General features: G+C 62.3%; 14 protein-coding genes. 7 read left to right on the top strand and 7 right to left on the bottom strand.

All coding sequences use genetic code 11. From position 1 onward, the window contains the following. Positions 1–14: 14 nt before the first annotated feature. Positions 15–323, bottom strand: a complete 309-nt coding sequence (locus OC610_RS01260) for a hypothetical protein (protein ID WP_030141910.1) — start codon at positions 321–323, stop codon at positions 15–17. A gap of 302 nt (positions 324–625) precedes the next feature. Between OC610_RS01260 and yegS the strand changes: the two genes are divergently transcribed. Next, complete coding sequence (yegS, locus tag OC610_RS01255; protein WP_264426163.1) at positions 626–1,543, top strand: lipid kinase YegS; 918 nt, start codon at positions 626–628, stop codon at positions 1,541–1,543. Here the strand turns inward: yegS and OC610_RS01250 are convergent. The 3 genes from OC610_RS01250 to OC610_RS01240 all read right to left on the bottom strand — a co-directional run bounded on the left by OC610_RS01250 (position 1,527) and on the right by OC610_RS01240 (position 3,781). Next, a complete protein-coding gene (locus tag OC610_RS01250; RefSeq protein WP_264426162.1) occupies positions 1,527–2,186 on the bottom strand; it encodes a response regulator in 660 nt (219 codons plus the stop codon). The genes yegS and OC610_RS01250 overlap by 17 nt on opposite strands. Continuing rightward, positions 2,183–3,076 carry a sensor histidine kinase gene (locus OC610_RS01245; protein WP_264426183.1) on the bottom strand — a complete coding sequence of 298 codons (894 nt, stop codon included), beginning with the start codon at positions 3,074–3,076 and terminating at the stop codon, positions 2,183–2,185. The genes OC610_RS01250 and OC610_RS01245 overlap by 4 nt, the downstream gene beginning before the upstream one ends. 234 nt (positions 3,077–3,310) lie before the next feature. After that, positions 3,311–3,781 carry a hypothetical protein gene (locus OC610_RS01240; protein WP_264426161.1) on the bottom strand — a complete coding sequence of 157 codons (471 nt, stop codon included), beginning with the start codon at positions 3,779–3,781 and terminating at the stop codon, positions 3,311–3,313. Positions 3,782–4,261: 480 nt separating this feature from the next. Between OC610_RS01240 and OC610_RS01235 the strand changes: the two genes are divergently transcribed. Then, a complete protein-coding gene (locus OC610_RS01235; RefSeq protein ID WP_030141915.1) occupies positions 4,262–5,185 on the top strand; it encodes a chemotaxis protein CheV in 924 nt (307 codons plus the stop codon). A gap of 68 nt (positions 5,186–5,253) precedes the next feature. Then, positions 5,254–6,063, top strand: a complete 810-nt coding sequence (locus OC610_RS01230; RefSeq protein WP_264426160.1) for an MOSC domain-containing protein — start codon at positions 5,254–5,256, stop codon at positions 6,061–6,063. An 80-nt stretch (positions 6,064–6,143) separates the two neighbouring features. Here the strand turns inward: OC610_RS01230 and ppnP are convergent, their stop codons facing one another. Together ppnP and OC610_RS01220 are read right to left on the bottom strand one after the other, a co-directional pair. Then, the gene (gene ppnP, locus OC610_RS01225) at positions 6,144–6,428 is read right to left on the bottom strand and encodes a pyrimidine/purine nucleoside phosphorylase (RefSeq protein WP_249873918.1); all 285 of its coding nucleotides are present in this window, start codon (positions 6,426–6,428) and stop codon (positions 6,144–6,146) included. An 86-nt stretch (positions 6,429–6,514) separates the two neighbouring features. Continuing rightward, positions 6,515–7,057, bottom strand: a complete 543-nt coding sequence (locus OC610_RS01220; RefSeq protein WP_264426157.1) for an exonuclease domain-containing protein — start codon at positions 7,055–7,057, stop codon at positions 6,515–6,517. A 177-nt stretch (positions 7,058–7,234) separates the two neighbouring features. Between OC610_RS01220 and OC610_RS01215 the strand changes: the two genes are divergently transcribed. The 3 genes from OC610_RS01215 (at position 7,235) to OC610_RS01205 (ending at position 9,836) form a co-directional block, all read left to right on the top strand. Next, on the top strand, positions 7,235–7,864 hold the full coding sequence (locus OC610_RS01215; protein ID WP_264426156.1) for a TetR/AcrR family transcriptional regulator: 630 nt from the start codon (positions 7,235–7,237) through the stop codon (positions 7,862–7,864). A gap of 92 nt (positions 7,865–7,956) precedes the next feature. After that, positions 7,957–8,754: a substrate-binding periplasmic protein gene (locus tag OC610_RS01210; RefSeq protein WP_264426155.1), complete on the top strand. Its 798-nt coding sequence runs from the start codon at positions 7,957–7,959 to the stop codon at positions 8,752–8,754. 68 nt (positions 8,755–8,822) lie between these two features. Next, a complete protein-coding gene (locus OC610_RS01205; protein ID WP_264426154.1) occupies positions 8,823–9,836 on the top strand; it encodes a GNAT family N-acetyltransferase in 1,014 nt (337 codons plus the stop codon). Between the two features lie 115 nt (positions 9,837–9,951). On the opposite strand, the gene OC610_RS01200 is transcribed toward OC610_RS01205, so the two are convergent. Next, positions 9,952–10,500, bottom strand: a complete 549-nt coding sequence (locus tag OC610_RS01200) for an RNA polymerase factor sigma-70 (RefSeq protein ID WP_030141922.1) — start codon at positions 10,498–10,500, stop codon at positions 9,952–9,954. A 282-nt stretch (positions 10,501–10,782) separates the two neighbouring features. Between OC610_RS01200 and OC610_RS01195 the strand changes: the two genes are divergently transcribed. Next, positions 10,783–22,191: non-ribosomal peptide synthase/polyketide synthase (locus OC610_RS01195; RefSeq protein ID WP_264426150.1), on the top strand; the 11,409-nt coding region annotated here is incomplete at its 3' end.

Here is a 22,191-nt window from a genome sequence, read left to right as displayed (position 1 = left end):
ACGCGTTGTTGCCTTTATCGCGACAGCAGCATCACCAACTGGTCGAAACGATTGTTCGCGACCCACCCCAGCAGCCCGACCACGACTGCCGCCGCACCCGCCAGATAGGCAAGGCGGTGTCGTACGGCCTTGACGTCGATACGGATTTCATCCATGTCCCTTCGGATGTATTTGAGGTGGGTTTCCAATTCAACGACGCGCGGTTCCAAATCAATTCCTCCAACGGGATTACTGCAACGTTTGCATTCGCTTTTGAGATCGGCCGGTTCGTTCCCGAAGGACGCGAGGTGGCGGGGTGACAACTTGTATTCATGGCTATGCATGGGGCATTTCCTCCCTGTCGCCATGATTTCTTGAGCGCGTAAGCGGGCCCCAGGGGGCCGTGACATATCCATCCATGGGTTACACATCCTTGTCTGATGGTTGTTTAGAGGTTCAGCACAACACCCTGTCAAGGTGTCTCAATACGGTTAGAGGGTCAATTGAGCTGATTCGCCAAGTCTTGTAAGAAAATTCTTTGAATCGAGAAATTGATCCGGTTTTTTGCGGATATTGCCCATGTCCGGGGCTATTTCCAGCGAATGAGTGGTCCCATTTCCTGAACCTTCCAATGACGGAGACAACGATGAGCAAAGGCAAGGCGCTTTTGATCCTGCATGGCAAGCAAGCGCTCAACGAAGAGGTTCGCGCAGCAGTGATGCTCAAGCGCAAACAGGGGTGGGACCTGGCGGTACGCTTGACCTGGGAAGCCGGCGACGCCCGGCGATGCGTCAATGAGGCGTTGGACGCGGGTTACACCCGTTTGATTGCTGGCGGCGGCGATGGGACCTTGCGCGATATTGCCGAAGCGATAGCCCAGCAATCCGGCGATGTCAGCCTGGTATTGCTGCCTTTGGGTACCGCGAATGATTTTGCTCGGGCCGCCGGCGTGCCACTGGAGCCTGATCGCGCTTTGGACTTGCTGGATGTCACGCCGCGGGCGGTCGATCTTGGTGAAGTGGGCGGGCAGATTTTTCTGAACATGGCCACGGGTGGTTTCGGTAGCCAGGTGACGGCGAACACCTCCGAGGACCTGAAAAAAATCCTCGGTGGCGCTGCCTATCTGTTCACCGGCCTATCGCGCTTCAGCGAGTTGAGCGCAGCCTATGGCGAGCTGCAGGGGCCTGGTTTTCATTGGCGTGGCGATCTGTTGGCGTTGGGCATTGGCAATGGCCGACAGGCCGGAGGCGGACATCTGCTTTGTCCGGACGCATTGGCCGACGACGGCCTGCTCGATATCAGCATTCTGCCGGCGCCCCAGGAAGTGGTGAGTACGCTCAAGGATTTGCTTGCCGGTGGGCTGGGCATCGACAACATGTTCGTGCGAGCACGCTTGCCGTGGGTGGAAATCAAGGTCGCCCAAGGCCTCGATATCAATCTGGATGGCGAACCGTTGCAAGTGGACGACCTGCGTTTTACGGTTCGCCCCCAGGCGCTACGTGTGCATCTGCCCGCCGATTCGCCTCTGCTGGGAGGCTCGGCGAAGCTTAGTCGTCCAGGCTGATAATCTGCTCGCGCACGGCAAACAAGACCAACCCGGCCACGTCGTGGATTTGCAGGCGCTTCATGATTTGGGCCCGGTGGGTTTCCACTGTCTTGATGCTCAGGCTCAGGCCGTTGGCAATTTCCCGGGTGGACTTGCCGCGAACGATCAGTCGCAGGATTTCCAATTGGCGTGCCGTCAGGTTGTGGTTAGGGGCGGGATCAGGCTGGTATTTATGGCCGCGGGTAAGCGCCTGGTTGATCACGGTATGGGCAATGGCCGGGCTCAGGTAGCGTTCGTCGTTGCGCAGGGCTTCCAGCGCGTGGCCCAGTTCGGTGGGGGTCGTGTCCTTGAGCAGGTAGCCGTGCGCGCCTGATTCCAGCGCCTGCATGATGAGTGCGGGATCAGTGTGCATGGACAGGATCAGGACCTTGCTGTAGGGACGTACTCGCTTGAGTTGCTGCAAGGCTTGCAGGCCGCTGGTGTCTTTCATGGAAATATCCAGCAGCACGATGTCGGGATTGAGCCGTTCCACCAGCTCCACCAACTGCGAGCCGTCATTGGCTTCGCCGACAACGGCGTAGCCAGGCAAGTCCAGGACCAAGGCGCGCACACCCGCACGGATAAGCGAATGGTCATCTACCAAAAGCAAATTACAAGTCAATGGAGAACCTTATTCTTGCTGGCCCGCTCCAAGGCGCGGGGCGCCCAGGGAAAACGAGCTTCGATATGCGTGCCTTTTCCGGCCTCGCTGACTACTTTGAGCGTGCCGCCCAGTTGCTCGACCCGCTCCGACATGCCGGCCATGCCGCGTTGTCCTTCGCGGGCAGGGTGGTCGGCCGGGACAAATCCCTGGCCGTCGTCGCTGATCACTAATGTCAAACCTTCGGGCAGCCGTTGCAGGCGCACGAGGAGATTCTTTGCCTGGGCGTGGCGCAGAATGTTGGTGATCGCTTCCTGGGTGATGCGAAAGGCGGCGACGGTCATTTCTTCCGGTATGCCGGTCATGCGCTGCTGGCAATCGAGGCTCCAGTTCACGGACGTATTGGCCAGTGTCTTGAGCAGATGCGCACGCAGGCTGGCTTCCAGACCCAGGCTGGTCAATTGCCTCGGATTGAGAATCGCCGACACATCGCGCACCTTGTTCAGGGTCTCGTCGAGCGTTTCGCTGAGGACAGAGCACTGGTCTTGCAGCTCTTGCGGCATGCGGCGCTGGAGCCATTCGCTCTGCAGCTTTGCCGCAGTCAGCAACTGGCCAATGTCATCGTGCAATTCGCGACTGAGTCGATGACGTTCGTTTTCCTGGACTTCCAGCAGTCGGTCGGCCAGTTCCTGAGGCTGGAACTTGATGGATTTACGTGACAGTCGATACTGGATCCAGACGCAGGCCAAGGTCGCCATGTTCAGTGCCAGCAAGCTCAGCGGCACCGTCACGGCCGACCAGTAGGCCAACAGGCAGCCGAGGGTCGAGCCGATGCACAGCAAAAGTGTGAACCGACGGGCATTTTCTCGGGAGGGTGGCCAGGAGGTAAATGACTTGAAGCTGGCGTACATAACGGATGGAGCCAATGGATGTTCGCTGCGGGCAGGCCTGTCAGCGAATCTGACGGGCCGGGTCGGGTAAACGGTTCAGGTCGAGGACGGCTTCGGTTGGCGGCTTTTGGTGCGGCGGTTCGAAGTGACTGACGGAAGACATAGTACCACTTCAAATATCGCTGGTCGCGCTCGGTTTGGTGGTAGCAAAGCTCGGTGAGCCGGGCACTTGGTTGGCGACCACGACAGGCGGTTTCATGCTTGTTTCTGGGCGTAGGGTACCAACGCCAGCGGGCGTGGAGTTTGCAACGCCTGGCAAGGATTCTGGCCCACCTGGAACGCGAACGCTTCGATCAGAGAGGCTTGCTCGCTGCTGTCCAGGCTCAATTTTCCGGTGGTGTGGTCAACCAGCTCGAGCTGCCAGGCCATCAGCGTGAAGCAGTCCTTCAATGCGCCCAATGCCTGGTCGTGCAATTCCATGTGATTTTGCGCATGACTGAGCAAGCCATGGATATGCAGCGAAAACTCCGAAACGGCCTCCAGCGCAAGGGCATCGGCCTTGTTTGCCAGTTTCAGCAACGTGCTAAGCATGCAATCAATGGCATCCTTGTCGTTGTTGATCAGTTGCAGGTGGCTCAGGCATTCCTCTGACTTGGCCAAGAGCGTCTCGGCTTCCGTCAGGAACTCAGGAAGGCGCTGGCTCCAGGTCTTGCGATCGTTCGGCATGCTTATCTCCACAACATCATGTCAGGCGAAAGTAAATCGCGTGTGGCGAACGCTGGATCTCAAGGCCGCGAACGAACGACGGCGTCTCGCGCATCCCCGCCGCTTGGCAGAAGCTGGCATGCAAACGATTGCACGGGCGAAATCGGCCGAAAGGCTGGAAGGTCGATGTCCTGTGGTCGCGCACAACAGCCTGACTCCGTTCAGCAATGAGAATGGCGTCACATTAATGGCTATTGAATAGCGGGAATATCAGGTTGGACCTGATTGTGCCTAGGGGAAACCCTTAGGCAGGGGAACTTTGCCCGCAAATCGAAGTCGCGCGGCGGGAAACAGGGGATGGAAAAAGCAGGAGGCCAGTAAAGCATGATGTTAATGTGATATCAATCTCTCGCCTTGATATTTCATTTCAGGGTCAAGATTTGGCGCAGGGCGCCGATAGCGCCATTACAGGATTCATCCGAACAAGCCCAGGAGTCATCGATGGCCGGCATTCTCGACACAGTAGATCAACGAACCCAACTGGTGGGTGAGAATCGCCTGGAAATTCTCATGTTTCGGCTGGCCGGGCGGCAATTGTTCGCCATCAACGTGTTCAAGGTCCAGGAAGTGTTGCAACTGCCGAAGCTGACCTTGATGCCCCAGCGCCACCCATTCGTCTGCGGCGTGGTCAACCTGCGTGGCCAGACGCTGCCCGTCATCGACCTGTCCCAGGCGATTGGCATGCGTCCACTGGTGCCGGGGCCGAACAGTACCATCATCGTCACCGAGTACAACCGCTCCGTCCAGGCGTTCCTGGTGGGTGGCGTGGACCGCATCGTCAACATGAACTGGGAAGCCATCCTGCCGCCCCCGACCAGCGCTGGCCGCGAGCATTACCTGACGGCAATCAGCAAGGTGGACGACCAGTTGGTGGAAATCATCGACGTGGAAAAAGTCCTGGCTGAAATCGTGCCTTACAACGCCAAGGTTTCCCGGGACAAGCTCGAAGACCCGGTGTTGGAGCGCGCCCGTGGTCGTGAGGTCCTGCTGGTGGATGACTCCAACGTCGCGCTCTCGCAATTGCGTGACACCCTGGGCCAGTTGGGCGTGAAGATGCACATCGCCAGCGACGGCCTGAAGGCGCTGAACATGCTCAAGGCCTGGGCGGACTTCGGCGAGGTGATGACCGACAAGTTGCTGATGATCTTCACCGATGCCGAAATGCCGGAAATGGACGGTTATCGCCTGACCACCGAGATTCGCAACGATCCGCGCTTGCGTGGACTCTATGTGGTGCTGCACACCTCGCTGTCCGGCAGCTTCAACGAGTCGATGGTCAAGAAGGTCGGTTGCGACAATTTCCTCTCCAAATTCCAGCCGGACAAGCTGGTGGACGTGGTGCGCCAGCGGCTGATGCTCGACTGATACCGATCCCGGTTTGCTTCGGTGGCCGGCTCGTATAAGGTGGCTTTTTTTCGCCTGGGGAGCTGACCATGTTGCGGCTGAGCGCGCTGTATCGTTATCCGTTGAAATCCGGCAGGGGCCAATCGCTGCAAGGGATTGGCCTGGACAAGCTGGGGCTGGACGGTGACCGCCGCTGGATGCTCGTCGATGAAGGCAGCGGGCGATTCCTGACCCAGCGGGCCGTGGCGAAAATGAGCCAGCTGTCGGCCTTGTGGAACGAGGCGTGCGGCCTGACGCTCAGTGCGCCGGGCTACGGCACTTTCGAAGCGGCGTTGCCGCCGGTCATCGAAGAACAACTACGCGGCGTGATCATCTGGCGCGACACCTTGCGCGTGCCGGATGCCGGGGACGAAGCGGCGGCCTGGGTCAGTGAGTTCATCGGCCAGCGCACCCGGCTGGTCCATGTCCCGGTGGAATTGGCCCGTACCACGGCAGCCGGCTATGGCCGGGACGACGACAAGGTCGCTTTCGCCGATGGTTTTCCTTTGTTGTTGATTGGACAGGCCTCTTTGCAGGATCTGTCTGGCAAGGTCGGCCGCCCCCTGGAAATGCTGCGCTTCCGTCCCAACCTGGTGATCGAGGGCAGCGAGGCATTTGCCGAAGATGGCTGGAAGCGGATTCGTATCGGCGACATGGAATTGCGAGTGGTCAAGCCATGCTCAAGATGCATCATGACCACCGTCGATCCGCAAACCGGTGAGCGCGATCCGAATCGTGAGCCTTTCGCGACGTTGCAGCAGTACCGTTCGACGCCTGACGGCGCGATGTTCGGGCAGAACCTGGTGAATGATGGCAACGGCAGGCTTGAAGTGGGGATGCCGGTCGAAGTGCTGGAATAAAACACTCAAGAACAAAAATGCCCGTGTCCAATGACGCGGGCATTTTTATTTACCAGGCAACCGTTTTCGCCACGAAAATATCAGGCGCGATATTCACACAGGTAAGCCGTGTCGACGGCCACCTTGAGCTGGAACTTACTGTTGGCCGGGACGTTGAACTGGCTGCCGGCCTCGAAGGTTTCCCAATGGGTGCTGTCAGGCAGCTTTACGGTCAGGGCGCCAGACACGACGTGCATGATTTCCCGCTGGGCGGTGCCGAATTCATATTCGCCCGGTGCCATGACGCCAATGGTCGCTGGGCCTTCGGCAGTGCCGAAGGCGATCGACTTGACGGTGCCGTCGAAGTACTCGTTGACTTTAAACATGGGCGATTCCTCGAGAAAGGGCTGAAAAAGGCCGGCCAGTATGCACAAGGCCACAACAGTCGTCATCTGTCGCGCCCGACGTCCGCTCAGCCTGTCAGTACAAGAGGCAATAATCGCGCCGTGTTGCGGGCGTCCTCCAGTGCGCGGTGCTGTTGCCCACAGAACTGCAATCCGGCCAGCTGCAGCGCCGCATTGAGTCCCAAGGGGCGCTCCAGCCGTCGGGCCTTGGCGAAGCGTTGCTTGAGATTCATGTGCTGCACCTGGCCAAGCACGCTTTGCAGCTGGTGCTGCTGCCATTCCTGCAGCAATTGCTGGCGATCGTAGTCACCCCAGCTGATCCAGCCCTCCAGATTGACGTGATAGGGCGCCAGCCAACGCTCGAACGCAGGCCAGACCTCTGCCAGTGGGGCGGCGCCATCAATGTTGGCCTGGCTGATGTGAGTCAGCTGGCGACAGAAAGGGGTGAGCAGCGGTCGCCGCAGTGGCCGGACAAACCGCTGGAAATGATCCACTTCCCGGCCGTCTCGATTCACCAGGCTGGCGCCGATTTCGATAATTTCCATTTCGCTTACCGGCCAGCCACCTTCATCGGTGGTGGCCTCCAGATCAATCACCAGCCAGTGAGGCATCGCTAAGGTTCCCGGTATCGGCATGCTGATGGGTTTGAGCGTAGTCAAACCCGGCGCATCCGCCTAGTCCCGTTCCCGAGCGCTTGCGAGGTTGCCCCGGCCAGCTTAAATTGCCCACGCTGTTGGCGATTTGATGAAATGGCCGCGCATGGGTTGATCGACTGTGGGAGAACGCAGGTGGACGAGCAAAGAACCCAGGGCGTGATGCGCGAGCTGGTCGACAACGGGCAACTGACCGACCCGGACAGTGCTCGCGGCAAATTGCTTCAGACCGCGGCTCACCTGTTTCGCAACAAAGGCTTCGAGCGCACCACGGTGCGCGACCTGGCGGGTGCCGTGGGCATCCAGTCGGGCAGCATTTTTCATCACTTCAAGAGCAAGGATGAGATCCTTCGGGCCGTGATGGAGGAAACCATCCGCTACAACACTGCGTTGATGCGTGCGGCCCTGGGCGAGGCAAGCGGCGTACGTGAGCAGGTGCTGGCGCTGATCCGCTGCGAATTGCAGTCGATCATGGGCGGCACCGGCGAGGCGATGGCGGTGTTGTTCTATGAGTGGCGTTCCCTGTCCGCGGACGGGCAGCGCCAAGTGCTGGCCCTGCGCAATATTTATGAAGATGTCTGGCTTGAAATCTTGGGGCAGGCCAAGGAGGCCGGGTATATTCGCGGGGACGTGTCCATTACCCGGCGCTTCCTGACCGGTGCGTTGTCCTGGACCACTACCTGGTTTCGCACTGAAGGCAGCCTGAGTCTCGATGAACTGGCCGAACAGGCCCTGATCCTCGTGTTGGCAGAAAACAATAAGTAAACGACGGCTTAAAATTGGCCGCATGGCTGGCTAAGCGGCTGAAACCGCCTAGCGTCATTGTATTGATGGGTCTATGTGGGGAGTGGGGTATCTTGACGTTATTGCCGATGGGGATGACCTCGCGTGTTTTGCTGGCCGCTCTGACTCTTTTGCTGACGTCCTCCCTCGAGGCGGCGCAGCTGGTGCGGATCGGCGCGGCACATTTTCCACCCTATACCGTTCGGCCCGAAAACGGCGCCGACACCGGCCTGCTGCCGGAACTGGTGGAGGCCCTGAACCGATCGCAGGCCGATTACCAATTCGTCCTGGTACCTACTTCGATTCCGCGCCGCTTCAATGATTTCAAGCAGGGACGGGTCGACATGGCTATTTTCGAGAACCCGGACTGGGGCTGGCAGGATGTGCCGCACACCGCAGTCGACATGGGGCTGGAAGACGCCGAGATCTTTGTGACCCAGCGCCAGCCCGATCGCCAGCAGGCCTATTTCGCCGATCTGAGGGGCAAGCGCCTGGCCTTGTTCAGCGGTTATCACTACGCCTTTGCCGAGTTCAACCCTGACCCCAAGTTCCTCATCGGGCAGTACAACGCCACGCTGACTTATTCCCACGACAGCAATTTGCAGATGGTGGTGCGCGGGCGCGCGGACATTGCCTTGGTGACCCGCTCGTACCTCAGCGACTACTTGTTGCGCAATCCTGATGTGGGGCCCCAGTTGCTGGTTTCCGAGCGCATCGATCAGATCTATCACCATTACGCGCTGATCCGACCCCAGACGCCCATCAGTGCCGACGTGTTCCAGCAGTTGCTCCAAAAACTGCGGGACAATGGGCAAATGTTGCAGATTTTCCAGCCCTACCGGATCGAGTTGGTGCCACCACACGCTCATTGAGCCAGACTAAATTTCCCATTGTGGCTCACGTCACACGTTGACCATCGACGAATACGTGAGCCGCTCCAATGTCTATCTCCAAGCCTTCAACAACGCTGCCCTTGCCGGGTGGCCGCCACCTCGGCGCTGATGAAACCGAGCGTCATCTGAGCCTGATGCTCGAAGGCGCGCCCTTGATCCGTCTGCGCCTGGAGCGCGGCCCTCAACTTCACGTACATCTTCAAGAACCCAACGACCGGCCTGTAGGGCCGGCGCTGTGGGCCGCCTGCTATTGGTTGTTTGCCAGGGATCCCGATTGCCAGCAATTGGTCTGGCACCTTGACGAACGCCCCGGCGAAGCCTTGCTCAGTGGCCTGCTGGCGGGCACGCCAGAGGTGAACGAATACGTCTGTGAGCGCGTCTTGTTCTGGCAATTGCCGCAGCCCTGGCTGGGGGAAGCATTCAATGGCAGTTATCCGCAGCAAATGATCATCACCGATGGCAAGCGCCATCCTCGTCGACCGATCAAGCCACGAGGCGAGGTGTATCGACGTTTCGATGCGCGGCTGGGGGCTTGGGTGTCCCTGCGAACCCTCGAAATCGAGCAGGACCTGACACGCTTCAATCGCTGGCAGAACAGCCCCCGGGTCGCCAGCTTCTGGCAAGAGGAGGGCAGCCTGGAGCAGCATCGCGAGTATCTGGGCAAACTGCAGCAAGACCCTCGGGTCTTGACGTTGATCGGCTGTTTCGACGACCAGCCATTCGCCTACTTCGAAGCCTACTGGGCCAAGGAAGATCGAATCGCGCCGTTCTATGACGCCCATGACTATGACCGCGGCATTCACATGCTGGTGGGCGAGGAACAACACCGGGGCCCGCATAAAGTCGCGAGCTGGCTGTCGGCGCTGGTGCACTACCTGTTCCTCGACGATCCACGCACCCAGCGCGTGGTGGCCGAGCCTCGGGCCGACAACGCCCGGATGATCGGACATCTGCACAACCAATGCTTCCATTGCGAAAAGGAGTTCGATTTCCCGCACAAACGGGCGGCGTTGATGATCCTGGGGCGGGAGCGGTTTTTTGATCGGTGTTCGTTGATGTGAAGGCATGGCGGCCTTCATTGCCCCATCGCGAGCAAGCTCGCTCCCACACAAGGGTCGCAGCAGTCCATGTGGGAGCGAGCTTGCTCGCGATGAGGTCTGTCAGTCCACCGCAAGATTACCGCCGCGCAAACGTATCCCCGCGCACCCCCGACACCTTGCGGCAATGCACCAGGGCGTCGCGGATCATGAAGTTCACCAGGGTTGGCGAGACGCCCAATTCCTTGGCGATGTCCTTTTGCGGCACGCCATGCAGGCGGTACATCTCGAAGGCGTAGCGAGTGCGGCTGGGCAGCTCGGTCAACGCGTCGGCGATGTGTTCGAGCGTGGAAAAGTTGATATGCGACGTTTCCGGCGAAGCTCCCTGGATCACCACGTTCAAGCCTTCCTCTTCAGGGCCCGAGTATTTCTGTTCCAGCGCTTGCTTGCGGTAATGGTCAATCGCCAGGTTGCGCACGATCTGGAACAGATAGCTGAGCTGGGCCTTGATGGAGGAGGTGATTTGCGGCGCCGATTGCAGCCGGAAAAACGCGTCCTGAACTACATCTTCCGCGCGGGACCGGCAACCGGTGATGCGCGCGGCGATCTTGACCAGGATGGTTCGGTTATCGACGAATGCCTGAAGTAGCGGTGAGTCGCACCTGCTTGTGGATACTTGTTCCGTCATGGAATTCACCTTGCTGCAATTAGTTAGCAGGACGGTCGGGCCAGCGGATCCGTCCTACACATCGGGGGCCAAATTAGGCTTAATGATAATTATTGTCAATTGAGAAGAAGAATTATTGATGAAAGGAAGTCCAGGCTGAGCGCTGCGACTCGTTGTCACGGGGTGCTACGTGCCTGAGCACCGCTGCGCGCGCGATGCCTGGGAGCAGCGACTAATTATCTGGCGATGTTATCCGTCCCCATGGGTGACTACTTGCAAGCCGAATTTCAGGCAGGAACCCTCATGACCGACGCGTTCGAACTCCCCAGCACCTTGGCCCATGCCCTCCAGCGCCGCGCCGCGTTGACTCCGGATCGGGTCGCCTTGCGCTTCCTTGCCGACAGTCCGCAGCAGGGTGTGGTACTGAGTTATCGCGACCTGGACCGGCGCGCCCGGACCATCGCGGCGGCATTGCAGGGCGAAGCGAAAATCGGCGATCGAGCGGTGCTGCTGTTTCCCAGCGGCCCGGATTACGTCGCGGCGTTCTTCGGCTGCTTGTACGCCGGTGTGATCGCCGTACCGGCCTATCCGCCGGAATCCATTCGTCGGCATCATCAGGAGCGCTTGCTGTCGATCATCGCCGACGCCGAACCCCGGCTGTTGCTGGCCACCGCTGATTTGCGCGACAGCTTGCAAGCCATCGAATCGGCGCCGCCAGTGTTGTGCGTCGATACGCTCGATCCGACCCGCGCCGAGCAATGGCAGGCGCCGGACCTGCAAGACAATGACATCGCTTTCCTGCAATACACCTCCGGCTCCACCGCGTTGCCCAAGGGCGTGCAGGTCAGCCACGGCAACCTCGTCGCCAACGAGCTGCTGATCCGCCATGGCTTCGGCATCGATGTGAATCCTGACGATGTCATCGTCAGCTGGCTGCCGCTGTATCACGACATGGGGCTGATCGGCGGGTTGCTGCAGCCGATCTTCAGCGGCGTGCCTTGCGTGCTGATGTCACCGGCCTATTTCCTCGCCCGGCCGTTGCGCTGGCTCGAAGCGATCAGCGAATACGGTGGCACCATCAGCGGCGGCCCGGACTTCGCCTATCGCCTGTGCAGCGAACGGGTCAGTGAATCGGCCTTGGATCGCCTCGACCTGAGCGGCTGGCGCGTCGCCTATTCCGGCTCCGAGCCGATCCGCCTCGACAGCCTGGAGCGCTTCGCCGAGAAGTTCGCGGCGTGCGGCTTCACGGCTGACCGTTTCATGGCGTCCTACGGGCTGGCCGAAGCGACGTTGTTCGTGGCCGGCACACCGCGTGGTCAGGGCATCCCCTCGATGCGCATGGACGACGCGGCCTTGGCGCAGAACCGTGCCGAGCCGGGGCAGGGCAGCGCGGTAATGAGCTGTGGCGTGAGCCAGCCAGATCATGCGGTGCTGATCGTCGAGCCCACCACTTTGCAACCGCTGGCCGATCACCAGGTCGGCGAGGTCTGGGCCGCGGGGCCGAGCATCGCCCACGGTTACTGGCGCAACCCAGAGGCCAGCGCCAAGACCTTCGTCGAGCATGACGGCCGCACGTGGCTGCGCACCGGTGACCTGGGTTTCGTCCGCGAAGGCGAACTGTTCATCACCGGACGCTTGAAGGACATGCTGATCGTGCGCGGGCACAACCTTTATCCACAGGACATCGAGCAGACCATCGAGCGGGAAGTAGAGGTGGTACGCAAAGGCCGCGTCGCCGCCTTCGCCGTCAACGAGGCGGGTCAGGAAGGCATCGGCATCGCCGCCGAAATCAGCCGCAGCGTGCAGAAAATCCTCCCTCCAGAAAACTTGATCAACGCGATTCGCCAGGCCGTGGCCGACGCCTGCCAGCAAGCACCGAGCGTTGTGGTGTTGCTCAATCCGGGGGCATTGCCGAAGACGTCCAGCGGCAAACTGCAACGTTCGGCGTGCCGCGCCCGATTGGCGGACGGCAGCCTCGACAGTTATGCGCTGTTTCCTTCGGCCAAGGTCGAAACTTGCGACGAATCCCCGCCATCATCCGAACTGCAAGACTTGATCGGCCGGCTTTGGTGCGAGCAGTTGCAGATCGATCAGGTCCGTGGCGATGACCACTTCTTCCTGCTGGGTGGCAATTCCATTGCTGCCACTCAAGTGGTCGCGCGGCTACGTGAAGCGCTGGGTGTCGAACTCAACCTGAGCCTGCTCTTCGAGGCGCCGACCCTTGGCGCTTTTGCGACGGCGGTGGCGAATCTGCAACAGGACGGCGGCCAGCCCCAGGGTGTTATCAATTCGCTGGCGCGCGATGAAGCCCTGCCGCAATCGCTGGCGCAGAACCGCTTGTGGCTGACCTGGCAGTTGGACCCTGCCAGCCGCGCCTACAACATCCCCGGCGCCCTGCGCCTGCGCGGTGAGCTGGACGAACAAGCGTTGCGCCTGAGCTTCCAGCAATTGATCGAGCGCCACGAATCCTTGCGCACACGCTTTCTGGAACGCGATGGCGTGGCCCTGCAACAGATCGATCCGGCCGGCGAGTTCAATCTCCAGGTGATCGACCTCAGCGACGTGCCCGCCGATCAGTGCGAAGCCCGGGCGCAGGAGGTCCGCGAGGACGAGGCGTCCACCCAATTCGATCTGGAAAAGGGACCGCTGCTGTGGGTCACCTTGTTGCGCCTGGCCGAAGACGATCATCAATTGCTGGTGACGATGCATCACATCATCGCCGATGGCTGGTCGATGAATGTCTTGATCGATGAGTTTTCGCGGCTGTACGCCGCCGCGTCCCAGGGACACATCGCCGAACTGGCACCGCTGCCCCTGCAATACGCCGACTTCGGCAGTTGGCAGCGGCAATGGCTTGCCCAGGGCGAAGCCGAGCGCCAACTGGCGTACTGGAAAGAGCAGTTGGGCGACGAGCACCCGACCCTGGCGCTGAGCACCGACCATCCGCGCAGTGCCCAGCAGCACCGCAGCGCCGCGCGCCATAGCCTACGCCTGGACAAGACGCTCTGTGATGCCCTGCGCCAGGTCGCCCAGGCCCATGACGCCACGGTGTTCATGCTGTTGCTGGCGGTGTTCCAGGCCTTGCTGCAGCGCTACACCGGCCAATCCGACTTGCGCATCGGCGTGCCCAACGCCAACCGCCCGCGCCTGGAAACCCAAGGGCTGATCGGCTTCTTCATCAACACCCAGGTGCTGCGCGCGCAAATCGATTCGCGCCAGCCCTTCGCCGCGCTGCTGGCCCAGGCCCGGGAGGCGACACTCGGCGCCCAGGCTCATCAGGACCTGCCCTTCGAACAACTGCTGGAAGCTTTCCCCCAGGCTCGCGAACAAGGCCTGTTCCAAGTGATGTTCAACCACCAGCAGCGCGACCTCGGCGCGTTGCGGCGCCTGCCGGGGCTGTTGGCCGATGAATTGCCATGGCACAGCCGCGAAGCCAAGTTCGACCTGCAATTGCACAGCGAAGAAGACCGTAACGGCCGGCTGACACTGTCGTTCGACTACGCGGACGAGCTGTTCGAGGCGGCGACCATCGCACGCCTGGCCGAGCATTTTTGCAGCTTGCTGCGGGCGGTCTGCGCTGATCCACGACAGGCCCTCGGCGACTTGCCTCTGCTGAGCGTCGAAGAACTCGCCCAGCAGCAGCGTTGGGCGGCGGCACCCTGCGAGCCCGCCACGCAATGGCTCCCGGAACTGCTCAATGAGCAGGCCCGGCGCACCCCGCAACGCACTGCATTACAGTGGGACGGTGGTGCGCTGGACTACGCCGAGCTGCACGCCCAGGCCAATCGGCTGGCTCATTATCTTCGCGACAAAGGTGTCGGCCCGGACGTTTGCGTGGCGATTGCCGCCGAGCGTTCGCCGCAATTGCTCGTCGGCGTGCTGGCGATCATCAAGGCCGGCGGCGCCTATGTCCCGTTGGATATCGATTACCCGAGCGAACGCCTGGCCTACATGCTCCACGACAGTGGCGTCGATCTGCTCCTGACCCAAACCGCACTGCTCGAACGCTTGCCGTCCTGCGAGGGCGTCAGCGTCATCGCCATGGACGCGCTGCACCTGGAGCAATGGCCGAGCAATCCGCCGGGCCTGCACTTGCACGGCGATCATCTGGCCTACGTGATCTACACCTCGGGCTCGACCGGCCAACCCAAGGGCGTTGGCAATACTCACGCGGCCCTGGCCGAGCGCCTGCAATGGATGCAGGCCGCCTATGGGCTGGATGAGACCGACGTGTTGATGCAAAAGGCGCCGATCAGTTTCGACGTGTCGGTGTGGGAATGCTTCTGGCCGCTGATCACCGGCAGCCAATTGGTCCTGGCCGGCCCGGGCGAGCACCGCGACCCGCACCGCATCGCGCAACTGGTCGAGCGGTTCGGCGTGACCACGCTGCACTTCGTCCCGCCGCTGCTCAGCCTGTTTATCGACGAGCCCTTGAGTGCCCGTTGCACGAGCCTGCGGCGAATTTTCTCCGGCGGCGAAGCCTTGCCGGCCGAGTTGCGCAACCGAGTGCTCGCGCAACTGCCGACGGCGCAGTTGCACAATCGCTACGGCCCGACCGAAACCGCCATCAACGTCACCCATTGGCATTGCGCCGCAGGCGATGGCGAGCGCTCGCCCATCGGTCGTCCCTTGGGCAATGTGTTGTGCCGCATCCTCGACAGCGAACTCAATCCCGTGCTCGTCGGCGTGCCGGGTGAGCTGTGCATCGGTGGCCTGGGCCTGGCCCGGGGTTACCTCGGGCGTCCAGCGTTGACGGCGGAACGTTTTGTCGCCGATCCCCAAGGGCTGGCTGGCGCGCGGCTTTACCGCACCGGCGACTTGGCGCGCTGGGATGCCGACGGCGTGATCGAATATCTCGGCCGCCTCGACCAGCAGGTTAAGCTGCGCGGTTTCCGTGTCGAACCACAGGAAATCGAGGCGCGTTTGCTGGCCCAGGACGGCGTCGCCCAGGCGGTGGTGCTGGTGCGCGACACGGCGGCCGGTCAGCAGTTGATCGGTTATTACACCGCAGCAGCGCCCGATGAGGATGCCGTCGCCCAGACCGCTCGCCTGAAAAACGCCCTCGCCAGTGAGCTGCCGGACTACATGGTGCCCGCACAGTTGTTGCGCCTGGACGCCATGCCCTTGAGCCCGAGCGGCAAGCTCGACCGTCGCGCCTTGCCCGAGCCGCAATGGCAGGTGCGCGAACACGTCGAGCCGGCCACCGCCCTCGAACAGCAGATCGCCGGAATCTGGCGCGACGTGCTCGGCCTTGCCCGCATCGGCCTGCGGGATGATTTTTTTGCCCTGGGCGGCCATTCGTTGCTGGCGACCCAGATCATTTCCCGCACGCGCCAGGCCTGCGACGTCGAGCTGCCGTTGCGTGCGTTGTTCGAAGCCAGCGAGCTGGGCGCCTTCGCCGAGCAGGTGCGGCTGATCCAGGCCAGCGGTCGGACCAACCGCCAGCCGCCGATCGAGAAAGTCGACCGCAGCCAACCGGTGCCGCTGTCCTATTCCCAGCAGCGCATGTGGTTCCTCTGGAAAATGGAGCCGGACAGCCCGGCCTACAACGTTGGCGGCATGGCCCGGTTGCGCGGAGTGCTGGATGTCGGGCGCTTCGAAGCGGCGTTGCAGGCCTTGATCCTGCGCCATGAAACCCTGCGCACCACGTTCCCGAGCACCGACGGCGTGCCGCGCCAGCAGGTGCACGACGAGACGGGCCTGCGCATGGACTGGAAAGATTTTTCCATGCTCGACGCCGACCTTCGCCAACAGCGCGTGCAGCAGCTGGCGGACAGCGAGGCCCACGAGCCCTTCGACCTGGAAACCGGGCCGCTGCTGCGGGCCTGCCTGGTCAAGACCGCCGAGCGCGAACATTACCTGGTGCTGACGCTGCACCACATCGTCACCGAAGGCTGGGCAATGGACATTTTCGCCCGTGAGCTCAGTGCACTGTACGAAGCCTTCATCGACGACCGCGAGTCACCGCTGGAGCCGTTGCCGGTGCAATACCTGGACTACAGCGCCTGGCAGCGCCAATGGCTGGAATCCGGTGAGCGCCAGCGCCAGCTCGATTACTGGACCACGCAACTGGGCCGCGAACATCCCTTGTTGGAATTGCCGGCGGACCGTCCGCGTCCGCCGGTGCAAAGCCATCGCGGCGAACTGTTCCGTTTCGACCTCAGCGATGACTTGGCCGCACGGGTCCGTGCCTTCAACGCCGAACATGGCTTGACCCTGTTCATGACCATGACCGCCGCCCTGGCCGTGCTGCTCTATCGCTACAGCGGCCAGGTCGACCTGCGCATCGGCGCGCCGGTGGCCAACCGCATCCGTCCGGAAAGCGAAGGGCTGATCGGCGCGTTCCTCAATACCCAAGTGCTGCGCTGCCAGCTCGACGGGCAGATGTCGGTGGGCGAGCTGTTCGAGCAGGTGCGCCACACGGTGATCGAGGGCCAGTCCCACCAGGACTTGCCGTTCGATCATTTGGTCGAAGCCCTGCAACCGCCGCGCAGCGCGGCGTACAACCCGCTGTTCCAAGTGATGTGCAACGTGCAGCGCTGGGAATTCCAGCAGAGCCGCACGCTGGCCGGTATGAGCGTCGATTATCTGGTCAACGATGCGCGGGCGACCAAGTTCGACCTCAACCTGGAAGTCACCGACCTGGACCAACGCCTGGGCTGCTGCCTGACCTACAGCACCGACCTGTTCGACGAACCTCGCATCGCCCGCATGGCCGGGCATTGGCGCAACCTGTTGGAAGCGCTGCTGGTGGATCCGGCTCGGCGGCTGAGCGAGCTGCCGCTGCTGGACGCCAGTGAACAGCAGCAGTTGCTCGACAGCCTCGGCGAAGAGCCGGGCGAGCATCTTCTCGATCAATGCATCCATTCATTGTTCGAAGCACAGGCCCGGCTGCGCCCGGACGCGCCGGCGCTGACGTTCGCCGGCCAGACGCTGGCCTATGCCGAACTCGAGCGCCGGGCCAATCGCCTGGCCTGGATGTTGCGCGAACGTGGTGTCGGGCCGCAGGTCCGGGTAGGGCTGGCCCTGGAGCGCTCGCTGGATTTGGTCGTCGGCCTGCTGGCGATCCTCAAGGCGGGTGGCGCCTACGTGCCGCTGGATCCGGAATACCCACTGGACCGCTTGCTCTACATGATCGAGGACAGCGGCGTCGGCTTGCTGCTCAGCGATCGGGCCATGTTCCAGGCCATCGGTCAGCTGCCGGAAGGCGTGCAGCGCTGGTGCCTGGAAGACGACCGTGCGGCCCTGGCGGATTATCCCGACCAGTCGCCGCCGCTGATCAACCTGCCGCAGCACCAGGCCTATCTGATCTACACCTCCGGCTCCACCGGCAAACCCAAGGGGGTGGTGGTGTCCCACGGTGAGATCGCCATGCACTGCCAAGCGGTGATCCAGCGCTTCGGCATGCGTCCCGATGACTGCGAACTGCATTTCTACTCGATCAATTTCGACGCCGCCACCGAGCGCTTGCTGGTGCCGTTGCTCAGTGGCGCCCACGTGGTGCTGCGCGCCCAGGGCCAGTGGGATGCCGAGGAAATCTGCGGCCTGATCCGCCAACACTGCATCAATATCCTCGGTTTCACCCCCAGCTATGGCAGCCAATTGGCGCAATGGCTGGCAACCCAGGGCCAGACGCTGCCGGTGCGCATGTGCATCACCGGTGGCGAAGCCCTGACCGGCGAACACCTGCAGCGCATCCGCGCCGCGTTCAGCCCGAACCTGTTCTTCAACGCCTACGGCCCGACCGAAACCGTGGTCATGCCGTTGGCGAGCCTGGCCCCGGAACAACTTGAGGAGGGCGTCGGCAGCGTACCGATCGGCAACGTGATCGGCGCTCGCGTCGCTTATATTCTCGACGCCGACCTGGCCTTGGTGCCGCAAGGCGCGACGGGTGAGTTGTATGTCGGCGGCGCCGGGTTGGCCCAGGGGTACCATCAGCGCCCGGGCATGACCGCCGAGCGTTTTGTCGCCGACCCGTTTACCGCCGACGGCGGACGGCTATATCGCACCGGGGACCTGGTGCGTCAGTGCGCCGACGGCCAAGTGGAATACCTCGGACGGATCGACCATCAGGTGAAGATTCGCGGTTTCCGTATCGAACTGGGAGAAATCGAAAACCGCCTGCTGGAACACGACGCCGTGCGCGAGGCCGTGGTACTGGCCTTGGATATGCCGGGCGGCAAGCAATTGGCCGGCTACCTGGTCAGCGACATCGCCGAACAGGATGGCGCCGGGCAAGCGGCGCTGCGCGAAGCGCTGAAGAATCACCTCAAGGCGCAACTGCCGGACTACATGGTGCCTGCGCACTTGATCTTGTTGCCGAGCATGCCGCTGACCGCCAACGGCAAGCTCGACCGCCGCGCCTTGCCGATGCCCGATCCGGAACTCAATCGCCAACAGTACGTGGCGCCGAGCAGTGCCTTGGAGCAAGCGTTGGCGACGATCTGGTGCGACGTGTTGAATGTCAGGCAGGTCGGCCTCAACGACAATTTCTTCGAGCTGGGCGGCGATTCGATCCTGTCGATCCAGGTCGTCAGCCGGGCCCGGCAACAGGGCCTTCATTTCACCCCTCGCGACTTGTTTCAGCACCAGACCGTGCAGGCCCTGGCGACCATCGCCACGCGCAGCGAACAGTTGAGTGCCGAGCAAGGATTGTTGAGCGGTGACTCGGGGCTGACGCCGATCCAGCATTGGTTCTTCGCCAGTGAAATACCCAACCGTCAGCACTGGAACCAGGCGCTGTTGCTGGAGCCGACCCTGCGCTTGGAAACAGGTCACCTGGAGCAAGCGTTGCGCGCGGTGTTCGAGCAGCACGACGCCTTGCGCCTGGGCTTCGGCAACCGCGCCGGGCACTGGCGCGCCGAGCATCAGCCAGTGTTCGAAGGGGCGCTGCTGGAGGCGGTGTCGGTGGATTCGCCGCACGCCTGCGAAGCCGTGTTTGCCCAGGCACAGCGAGGCTTTGCGCTGTCGAGCGGGCCGCTGCTGCGGGCCGTGTTGGCAGCGTTGCCTGACGGTCGGCAGCGCCTGCTGATCGCGATTCACCACTTGGTGGTGGACGGTGTCTCGTGGCGAGTGCTGATGGACGACCTGCAAACGGCCTACCGCCAATGTATCGACAGACAAACGCTGCAATTGCCGGCCAAGACCAGCCCGTTCCGTGACTGGGCCGCGCGTTTGCAGGCTTACGCCGGCAGTGAGTCCCTGCGCGAAGAGTTGAGCTGGTGGCAAGGCCAGTTGAGCGGTCCGGACGTAACGCTGCCTTGCGCCCGTCCCGACGGCGGGCGCCAGGAACGGCATGCCGACATCGTCAGCCTGCGCCTGGACGCCGAGCGCACACGGCAATTGCTGCAACAAGCGCCCAGCGCCTATCGCACCCAGGTCAATGACCTGTTGCTCACCGCTTTGGCCCGGGTGCTGTGCCGTTGGAGCCAGCATGAATCGGTGCTGGTCCAGCTCGAAGGACATGGCCGCGAGGCGCTGTTCGATGACATCGACCTGACTCGCACCGTGGGTTGGTTCACCAGCGTCTATCCGCTGCGCCTGTGCCCGTCAGGCGATGATGTCGGCACCTCGATCAAAGCCATCAAGGAACAGCTGCGCGCGGTGCCGCACAAGGGCCTCGGCTATGGCGTGCTGCGTTACCTGGCAGACATCGGCACCCGCGAGGCGATGGCCGGCTTGCCGCAAGCGACGATCACCTTCAACTACCTCGGCCAGCTTGACCATACCCTCGGTCAGGACGCGCTGTTCCGCCCGCTGGACGAAGCGCTTGGCGCGATCCATGACCCCGACGCACCGCTGCCCAACGAACTGAGCCTCGACTGCCAGGTCAGTGGCGGCGAACTGGCGCTGCGCTGGACCTTCAGCGCCGAGCGTCATGACCGCGAGGCCATCGCCGCGCTGGCCGACGCCTACCTCGAGGAATTGCAGCACCTGATCGAACATTGCCTGACGGACGAGGCAGGCGGCCTGACGCCGTCGGACTTCCCGCTGGCGAAACTGACCCAGGCACAGCTGGACAACCTGCCGGTGCCGGCCACGGAGATCGAAGACGTCTACCCACTGACGCCGATGCAGGAAGGCATGTTGCTGCATACCTTGCTGGAGCCGGGCACGGGCCTGTACTACATGCAGGACCGCTACCGCATCAACAGCGAACTCGACCCGCAGCGGTTCGCCCAGGCCTGGCAAGCGGTGATCGCCCGTCACGAAGCCTTGCGCGCCTCGTTCTGCTGGAACGTCGGCGAAGACATGCTGCAGGTCATCCACAAGCCCGGCCGCACGCCGGTGGAATACCTCGACTGGACGCAAGTGCCCGACGACGCCCAGGAGCCCAAGCTCCAAGCGCTGCTCAAGCGCGAGCGCGAGGCCGGTTTCGATCTGTTGAACGAGGCCCCGTTCCACTTGCGCCTGATCCGGGTCGGCGCGGCGCGCTACTGGTTCATGATGAGCAACCACCACATCCTCATCGATGCGTGGTGCCGTTCGTTGCTGATGGATGATTTCTTCGAGATCTACACCGCCCTCGGTGAACAGCGCGAGCCTCGCCTGGCCGTGCCGCCGCGCTATCGCGACTATATTGGCTGGCTGCAGCGCCAGGGCCTGGCCGAAGCCCGGCAATGGTGGAAACAGAACCTGCAAGGCTTCGAGCGGACCACGCCGATCCCGGGTGACCGGCCGTTCCTGCGCGAACACGCCGGTGAGAGCGGCGGCATGGTTGTCGGCGATTGCTACACCCGCCTCGACGCCCGGGACGGTGCGCGCCTGCGCGAGCTGGCCCAGGCCCATCAATTGACCGTCAACACCTTCGCCCAGGCCGCGTGGGCCCTGGTGTTGCGCCGTATCAGCGGTGATCGCGACGTATTGTTCGGCGTCACCGTGGCCGGGCGTCCGGTGGAACTGCCGCAGATGCAGCGCACGGTGGGGCTGTTCATCAACAGCGTTGCCTTGCGGGTGCGGATCCCGGCGGATGACCAGCGCTGCAGCGTGCGCCAATGGCTCAACGGCTTGCTGGACAGCAACATGCAACTGCGCGAATACGAATACCTGCCGCTGGTGAGCATCCAGGAAGTCAGCGAGCTGCCCAAGGGCCAGCCGTTGTTCGACAGCCTGTTCGTGTTCGAGAACGCGCCGGTGGAGGTTTCGGTGCTGGACCGCGCCCAGAGCCTCAATGCCACCTCGGATTCAGGCCGCACCCACACCAACTTCCCGCTGACGGCGGTGTGTTATCCCGGCGACGACCTGGGGCTGCACCTGTCCTACGACCAGCGTTACTTCGATGAGTCGACGGTCCAAGGGCTGCTGGGCGAGTTCAAGCGATTGCTGCTGGCGTTGATGGAGGGTTTTCACGGCGACATGGCCGAGCTGCCGCTGATTGGTGCTGAAGAAAAGGCTTTCCTCATCGAGGGCTGCAACCAGAGCGCGCGTGCCTATCCGCTGGAACAGAGTTACGTCGAGTTGTTCGAGGCCCAGGTGGCGGCGTATCCGCAACGCGTTGCCGCCAGTTGTCGGGACGACACCTGGACTTACGCCGAGTTGAACGAGCGCAGCAACCGCCTCGGTCATGCGCTGATCGAGGCGGGCGTCGGTCTCGACCAGCCAGTGGCGCTGCTGGCTGAGCGCGACCTGGATTTGCTCGGCATGATCATCGGCAGCTTCAAGGCCGGCGGCGGTTACCTGCCGCTGGACCCGGGCCTGCCGAGCCAGCGCCTG

The organism is Pseudomonas agronomica (assembly GCF_025917275.1).
Classification (GTDB): Bacteria; Pseudomonadota; Gammaproteobacteria; order Pseudomonadales; family Pseudomonadaceae; genus Aquipseudomonas; species Aquipseudomonas agronomica.
The sequence above is the reverse complement of the archived record's forward strand: the minus strand, read 5'-3'. Positions and strand labels throughout refer to the sequence as shown.